This window comes from Arenibacter troitsensis, from assembly GCF_900177645.1.
Lineage (GTDB): Bacteria > Bacteroidota > Bacteroidia > Flavobacteriales > Flavobacteriaceae > Arenibacter > Arenibacter troitsensis.
The window spans coordinates 1-7,364 of record NZ_FXAO01000018.1 but is presented as its reverse complement, the minus strand read 5'-3'; the positions used below and the strand labels follow the sequence as shown (position 1 = coordinate 7,364).

The following is a 7,364-nucleotide window of genomic DNA, read 5'->3' as shown; positions in this document are numbered from 1 at the left end:
AAAAATGACAGAGGTTCTTATGTACTTGGAAAGACAGATTTTGTGAAAGAAACGTTGGAAATAATCAACGAAAAAGCCAGCGCACAACACAGTGTATAAAACATAGCTAATAAATGCTAAATTTAAAGGTTTATCCTTATTTACAAAGACCGCCAAATTTTTAAATTTGGTTTTTAGAATAGAAAAAGTAAAAACAAAACATAAAAATTCGACTCTGTGCTAATCCGAAAAGTTAGTGTCTTTTTATACGCTACGTTCCATACACAAGTTCGTTGTATGCCATTTAAAAAATGAACAAACGAACCACATTTTATCTGGGACTTATTTTTTTAACCTTACTTCTTTTTTCGTGCAAACCAGTATTAAATGAATCAGAGGAATATCAAATTATTTCAGAAATCTTAAATCACTCTTACGGACACGAAACGGACGATGAAAACGGACTAGGTTGGATTGATACATCTGAATCTTATAATTCTCTTCGCGTAAGAAATCACACAAATCTTAGGGAGCTAGATATTGAGATATTAAACGATTATCTAAATTTTAATAATTTGTCAGATTTTGCTATTGAAGACTTTCAAAAATACAGGGAGTGGGATATTAAAAAAATTAAAGACTATGACAGGTATCGCTTAGAAACTGAAACTGATAAAGGAAATGAAAGTCGTTACATAGGGTCAATACAGTTTTCGTCAATTAGCTTCAACAAAGATTTAGACCATGCAATAATATATACCACATATTATTGTGGCGGAGAATGTGGAGAAGGACTAGTATTTCGTTTTATTAAGACGGACAAATGGACAATCGAAAAGGTTGAAACTTTATGGGTGTCGTAAAATAAAAACGGCATACAACAATGCCTAAACGTAATGCGTACTTTAGGGCAAAATCGAAAGGTCTGTGTATATTTATAATGTCGCTAAATCTTATGGATTTAGCTTTGGACAAGAAAAAATAAAACTAAACAATAAGCTTTAGCTACGTCGGCAGGCGGAAACGAAAAGTTTCCTTGCCTCCGCACTACGCTTAGCCGAACCGTTGTGGGCAATTTAAACAAAACTAAATGCAACCAATATTTCCAAGAAGAAACTGGGCGATAAATACTCTAATTGAATTTAGACAAGGAGGAGTTATATATGACTTCTGTAAATATTTTGAAGAACCGGGAGATGGTTGGGAAAAAGAACATCTTGAATTTAAAGTCAGTCATTTATTTGAGCTATTCCAAGGACTTAAAGAAGAATTAAACCAGACAATACATACTTCAAACAAGATAACAATAACAACTTACTTCGAGGAGTTAAAGCAAATAATTAGTAGTTGGAATTTAAACAATGTAGACTCTGACGAGATTTTACAAGAAGTTGAAGACTGGAATGAAAAAAAATACAATGATTTTTTAGAAGAAATTGAAAAAAAATCAACCGAATATTTCAACAAGCCTGAAAGAACGAAATACGCCTATTTAGAAGAATATGAAAACACATTTTACAGTCCATTTTCAATGGGTTTGAAAACTACTAAAGTAATTAATAAAAACTTTTTTTGTATCGAAGACAAACCAAAACTTATTGATATTCAATATTTTGACAAATACTTGAAAATACTAACAAGAGTTACTGACGAGTTCAATTCTTCGATTTCAAAAGAATTAAAGCTATATGACGAGGGAAAAATAATTTCAGACATAAATGCAGAAAAGTCTTTTTACGAAAAGACTATGGAAAAGATAAAAAACAACAAAATTATTGCTGGTATTTTGATTGGGTTTTTAATTTATGGAGGAATATCTGAAACTATAAAGTACACTAAAGAAAATCGAGAAAATCTATTTGGTAATGATGGGCTTTTAAATCAAAAAAAGAAAGACTCAACAACATTAAACAAATATTCTCAATCGGAATCAGAGAACATACAAGATTCCACGATAAATATTAACGAAGAAAAACTGCCCACAACATTGTATCCTATGAAAAGCACTAGTCCAGTTCCTTAAAGTTAATATTTTATTTTTTATCAGTCCATAATGTTGATTTTGGGGTGTTGAATTGTTGGCAACCCTTTTCAGCCTTTCGCTTGGTTGTCAATACTTCAACACCATATATAACCTGCTCGGCATCCTATATGTGATCCACGTCCTACGGGAATGGTCACCAGCATCTGTATGATTATAAGTTATAATAAGCCCGGTCACTTGCTAACCGATGTGGTTCCCACCAGCGGCGGTACCACCTACATTGTTTTGTAATCCAAGCCAATCTACTATTCTTTGTGAGCTTAGTTATCTTGTTACTGTTAATTCCCTGTATTTTATTCCAATACCCCTATCGCATAAGGGGTCTCCGTCTTTATCACCGCCAAGGTCCTGCTCAACAGTTTCCTAGCTACCTTTACAATGACACTTTTCACATTTTTTCCATGGTGCTTGCGGTAAAAGGCCTGCATCACGGGATCCGTTCGAATGGCCTGCCAAGAAGCCTCAATGAAATAACTACGTATTAAACGGTGGGCACGCATACTTACCCCCGTATGTCGGACGGTGTCACCACTCTGGTAAATACCGGGCGCCAGACCTATATATCCGGCCAAATGTTTTATATTCCTAAAACGGCGCAGGTCTCCCAATTCACTCAAAATACCACTGGCAACTATTGGGCCTATACCAGGAATACTTCGTAAAAGCATGTAATCTTTCTTAAAGTGGATTTTGGTATGCCGGCGCAATAAGGTGGAAACATCACGAAACTCCTGATCGATAAACCGAAAGCTGCGCATACGGCTTCGCAAAACCTCTTTACCTGCGTCATACTCAAAATCCAGACCATCTACCCAATCCCTAAATTTATGGCTCCAATGATCGTTATCAAGGTCCTGTGGTATTCCAATACCATAATACAACAACTGCATCTTGATATAGCTCTTGATCTGGCGCATATCCTTTACCAAGTCGTTCCTACGACGGAACAGACTACGCAGTTGCTCCCTACACTTATCCGGCACACAAATACCCTTCAGCCTCCCGTCCTTAAGTTCACGCGCTATGAGTTGCGCGTCTATTCGGTCTGTTTTGGTGTGGCGCTCCTTACCCCTTCTGAAAATATCGGCAGGATTGACCACCAATGAACGCCAGCCATAGCTAACAAAGCAACGATGTGCGTGGTAACCACAACAACCGGCCTCATAGGCGCTGGATACATCATAACCTGGATAATGTTTGGTCACATATTCATAGAGCAATTCGGCACGCGGTGGCATACTAAAAGTCTTGCCCGATGAGAGGTCGGTAGCACAATGTACCTTCCAACTACGTTTGTGTATGTCGATACCAATGAATAACTTAGGTGTGGAAGTAATTTGAGTGTTCATATCTTTATTTTTTGGTTCATCTTAAAGATACTCGACTTACTACTTTTACATAGATGCTAACCGCAATTACGGCGGATTCGACTACGTCCGAATCCACTCGGAATTGCTAAAGTCAGTGTCAAACCGAAAAATAACGCATATTAACCCGTAACTGACGGTTATACGAGACCGTTGTACACCATTTAAGAAAACCAAGAAAATGAGTTGGGACATTGTACTTTTTAATTCAAAACAGAAAATTAATTCGGTTACCGAATTGGATGAAAATCAATTGGAACCGACTGATTTTAGTGGAATTTTGGAAACCTCATTTGACCGAATAAACAAAAACGAAAAACATAGAGAAATAGTCGGAACTGAATTTACGATTGACTTTTTTTCCGATAGTGAGTATTCGAGTAATTTTATGTTATCCTTATATGGGGAAAATGGAATTTACGCCTTGATTGAATTGGCTAAAAAATACAAGTGGCAAATTTATGACTCTGGTATCGATGAAATGATTGACTTGGAAAACCCAGAGAAAAACGGATTTAAAAATCATAAGGAATATGTTGAAAAAATTGAACATATAAAGTAAATGATATATACTATCAAGGTTTGGTTGTTTACCGTAATAATTTCACCGCTTTTGTTAGCCTTAATTTTAGGTGTTATTATAAATAACTCTAGTTTCAATAGTATATTGAGTTCTTACGAAATTGTATTTGTTATGATACTAGTAGGTTTAATTTCTTCTATACCAGCAATGGTAATATTTGGATTAATTAAACAGCGTTTAAAGAACAAAGTTTCGGATTTAAAAGAGAAAATAATCTTGTCTTTTTATTCTTTTTTGTCAGTTTGGATTACATTTTACATAGTAGATAATGAATTTATAACGCGATGGTCGGAACAAACAATTTGGGTATTGATTTATTCCTTAACAATAGTAATAGGAGTTTGGATTTTTAAATTTCCAAAAGATGAATTAATTGAATAAAAAACAGTGTACAACACGGTGTATAAAACATAGCTAGTAAGTGCTTGACAAAAGGTCTATGCCTATTTACAGAGACCGCCAAATTTTTAAATTTGGCTTTTAGAATAGAAAAGTTAAAAACAAAACATAAAAATTCGGCTCTGTGTTAATCCGAAAAGTTAGCGTCTTTTTTACGCTACGTTTCATACACAAACCGTTGGCAAACAGTTGAGGAAACGCAACCAGAATGAGAAAATGGGAATTAAAGAATATTTAGATAATAATTTGAACAAATATTATATCGGAATTCTGAATAAGAACGGATTTGAATTGACTGAATCTAATATTAGCGGAATGGGTGGGATTTATCGCTTTAAAAATAGTTGGCTGAATTTTGACATTGTAAATGACAGAGGAATAATTGAAACTCGGATTTCCTCACTCTTCTCTGAAAATTTTTATGACTTGGACTTGATAAATGCATTTTTAAGTCGGAGAAATAAAACAGAATTGGAAAAACCAAAGTTTGGAAAATCTGACTTATCAAAACGACTGAATTTAGAGCAAGAAAGTGAATTGTTTGAAAATAATCTGACTGAATTAAAAACGATGTTTAACGAATTGAATTATAAACAAACTGAATCTGAATTAAATAAAATTGGTAAGGAACGAGCGAAATTATTGTTCGGATAAAAAACCCGATTTGCCAACACCGTATATAAATAATTGCTAGTGTTAGGCTAAACCAAAGGTCGTTGCACGTTTGCTACGTCTGATTTTCCTTCGGAAAATCCTCGCACGCAAACACGCAACTTTCCATATACAAACACGTTGGCAGTAATGTATCAATTACATGGATAGATAAATTAATGAATAGTGAATTAACAAATACCGAGAACCAACAAGATTTAACTGACAAGGAGATTTTTATGAAAATTTGGACTTCTCCAAGAAAAGTCTTCAAATTCATAAATGACAACCATTATGATAAATACGTAAATGGACTTTTGTTCTTTGCGGGAATCTCTAGAGCATTCGACAGAGCATCATTAAAGAATATGGGGGATAATATGTCCTTAATTGCAATATTAGGTCTTTGTATTATCGTAGGTGGGCTAATAGGGTGGATTTCATATTATATATATGCGGCATTGCTAAACTGGACAGGAAAATGGATAAATGGTCAAGGCGATACTAAATCTATTTTAAGAATTATTTCATACGCTATGACTCCAGCAATAATTGCGCTAATTTTTCTAATTCCACAAATTGGGATTTACGGAAATGAAATGTTTAAATCAGATGGAGATATAATTAGTGCGGGAATCATTGCAAATGTTTTTGTTTATGGTTCTATGATTTTGGAATTCATTTTAGGGATTTGGACAATAGTGTTTTGTGTAGTTGGAGTTTCTGAAGTCCAAAAACTATCAATTGGAAAATCTATTTTAAACTTGTTATTACCTCTTTTAGTTTTTGCAATTCCAATAATAATTATTGTACTGATTATCAAAGTGTTGTAAAAACACTACTGCCAACAAAACCTAAACGTAATGCGGACTTTAGGTCTAAATCAAAAGGTCTGTGTATATTTATAAAGCCGCTAAATCTTATGGATTTAGCTTTGGACAAGAAAAAATAAAACTAAACAATAAGCTTTAGCTTCGTGCGCAGACGGAAACGAAAAATTTCCTTACTTCCGCACTACGCTTAGCTCAACCGTTGGCAACAATCTAAAAATTATGAGAACTAAAGTTTTAATATTTCTGATTGCTTTAAGTGCGACCAAAATTTTCGCATGTGACTGTAAAAATTTAGGAAATTTAAAAGTTTTACAGGAAATTGAATTTGATAACTCGGAATGTGTTTTTATTGGAGAGGTTTTAGAAATTGACTCTGATAACAATACTTTTAAGGTGAAAGTCATTGAGTCATTTAAAGGAAATGAACTAGGAAAAACTTACAACGGTATATATGACAAGTTTTGCGGACCAATCATTGATGAAAAAGGAAAGTGGCTGATTTATGGAAATTTTAATTCTAAAAATCAAGTTGAAATAAATTATTGTGGATTAACACGCAGTCTTAGTCATCCTGAAAATAATGTTTCTGGCTCAAAACCACCTGAACACTTACAACCATATAAAACGGAATCTAAATCTCAATCGGAAAAAAAAAGAATTGAATGGATATTAAGAGCAAAGTCCAATTTAGAAAACGAAATAATTGATTTGAGACATAGAACGGAATAAAAAGCCAGTTGCCAACACAATGTATAATTAATTGCTAGCAGATTTTCCAGCTGGAAAATCCTGCAATTAACTATCTTCGGTAAAGGCGGACAATTTCCGTTGGAAATGTCCGCATCTAATCATACACAAGACCGTTGTATGCAATTAAACCCAAATGACCGAACCAGAAGTAAGAAATAAAATACTTGAGATTTTTAAATCAGAAAGAAGTAATTCTTCAGCGGAATTTAATGAATCACATTTTATGGACTTCTTGACAAATCCAGCACACGAAAAAAACACAATCAAGAATTCATTTAGAGGAGTTAGAAAATACTACCGATTTATGGACAAACTTGAATTGGAATTTGGCATTTGTTTCAGTCTTTCTGATTTAGACAGATATTACAGCGTTGACAAACTGACCAAAAAAGTATTGGAAAGAATAAAAAAAGGAAAAGGGAATAAAATGATTCTTCAAAGAAGAAATGAAGAGAAAGAAAAGTACATTTTTGAACTCATACTTTTAATTATTCTTGCTGGACTTTTTTACTGGCAAGGAATAAATTGGATTTCGATAATTGCAACAATCATATTCGGAATAATAATCTATTGGATTTTAAGTAGTAAAATTTATAATAAAGCACATATCAAAAAAATGAACGAAAGGCTGATGATGAATAAATAACTGCATACAACAACGGCTCCTATGAAAAGCACTAGTCCAGTTCCTTAAAGTTAATATTTTATTTTTTATCAGTCCATATTGGTGATTTTGGGGTGTTGAATTGTTGGCAACC

General features: G+C 33.8%; 8 protein-coding genes. 7 read left to right on the top strand and 1 reads right to left on the bottom strand.

Annotated features, from left to right (window positions below; genetic code table 11):
* Positions 1–290 precede the first annotated feature (290 nt).
* Entirely contained in the window at positions 291–842 is a 552-nt protein-coding gene (locus B9Y87_RS21640) for a hypothetical protein (RefSeq protein ID WP_085501036.1), read from the top strand.
* A 227-nt stretch (positions 843–1,069) separates the two neighbouring features.
* The gene (locus B9Y87_RS21635; protein WP_085501035.1) at positions 1,070–2,002 is read left to right on the top strand and encodes a hypothetical protein; all 933 of its coding nucleotides are present in this window, start codon (positions 1,070–1,072) and stop codon (positions 2,000–2,002) included.
* 314 nt (positions 2,003–2,316) lie between these two features.
* Here B9Y87_RS21635 and B9Y87_RS21630 read toward each other — a convergent pair whose 3' ends face one another.
* Positions 2,317–3,372, bottom strand: a complete 1,056-nt coding sequence (locus tag B9Y87_RS21630; RefSeq protein ID WP_085501034.1) for an IS110 family RNA-guided transposase — start codon at positions 3,370–3,372, stop codon at positions 2,317–2,319.
* Between the two features lie 199 nt (positions 3,373–3,571).
* Here B9Y87_RS21630 and B9Y87_RS21625 point away from each other — a divergent pair, with 199 nt between their 5' ends.
* The 5 genes from B9Y87_RS21625 (at position 3,572) to B9Y87_RS21600 (ending at position 7,252) form a co-directional block, all read left to right on the top strand.
* Positions 3,572–3,952, top strand: a complete 381-nt coding sequence (locus B9Y87_RS21625) for a hypothetical protein (protein ID WP_085501033.1) — start codon at positions 3,572–3,574, stop codon at positions 3,950–3,952.
* A gap of 636 nt (positions 3,953–4,588) precedes the next feature.
* Positions 4,589–5,026, top strand: coding sequence for a hypothetical protein (locus B9Y87_RS21615; protein WP_139827315.1), 438 nt, complete (start codon positions 4,589–4,591; stop codon positions 5,024–5,026).
* Positions 5,027–5,202: 176 nt separating this feature from the next.
* Positions 5,203–5,856, top strand: coding sequence for a Yip1 family protein (locus B9Y87_RS21610; protein ID WP_085501030.1), 654 nt, complete (start codon positions 5,203–5,205; stop codon positions 5,854–5,856).
* 219 nt (positions 5,857–6,075) lie between these two features.
* The gene (locus tag B9Y87_RS21605) at positions 6,076–6,585 is read left to right on the top strand and encodes a hypothetical protein (protein WP_085501029.1); all 510 of its coding nucleotides are present in this window, start codon (positions 6,076–6,078) and stop codon (positions 6,583–6,585) included.
* A gap of 154 nt (positions 6,586–6,739) precedes the next feature.
* Positions 6,740–7,252 (top strand): hypothetical protein, encoded by a 513-nt coding sequence (locus B9Y87_RS21600; RefSeq protein WP_085501028.1) that lies wholly within the window; start codon positions 6,740–6,742, stop codon positions 7,250–7,252.
* Positions 7,253–7,364 lie beyond the last annotated feature (112 nt).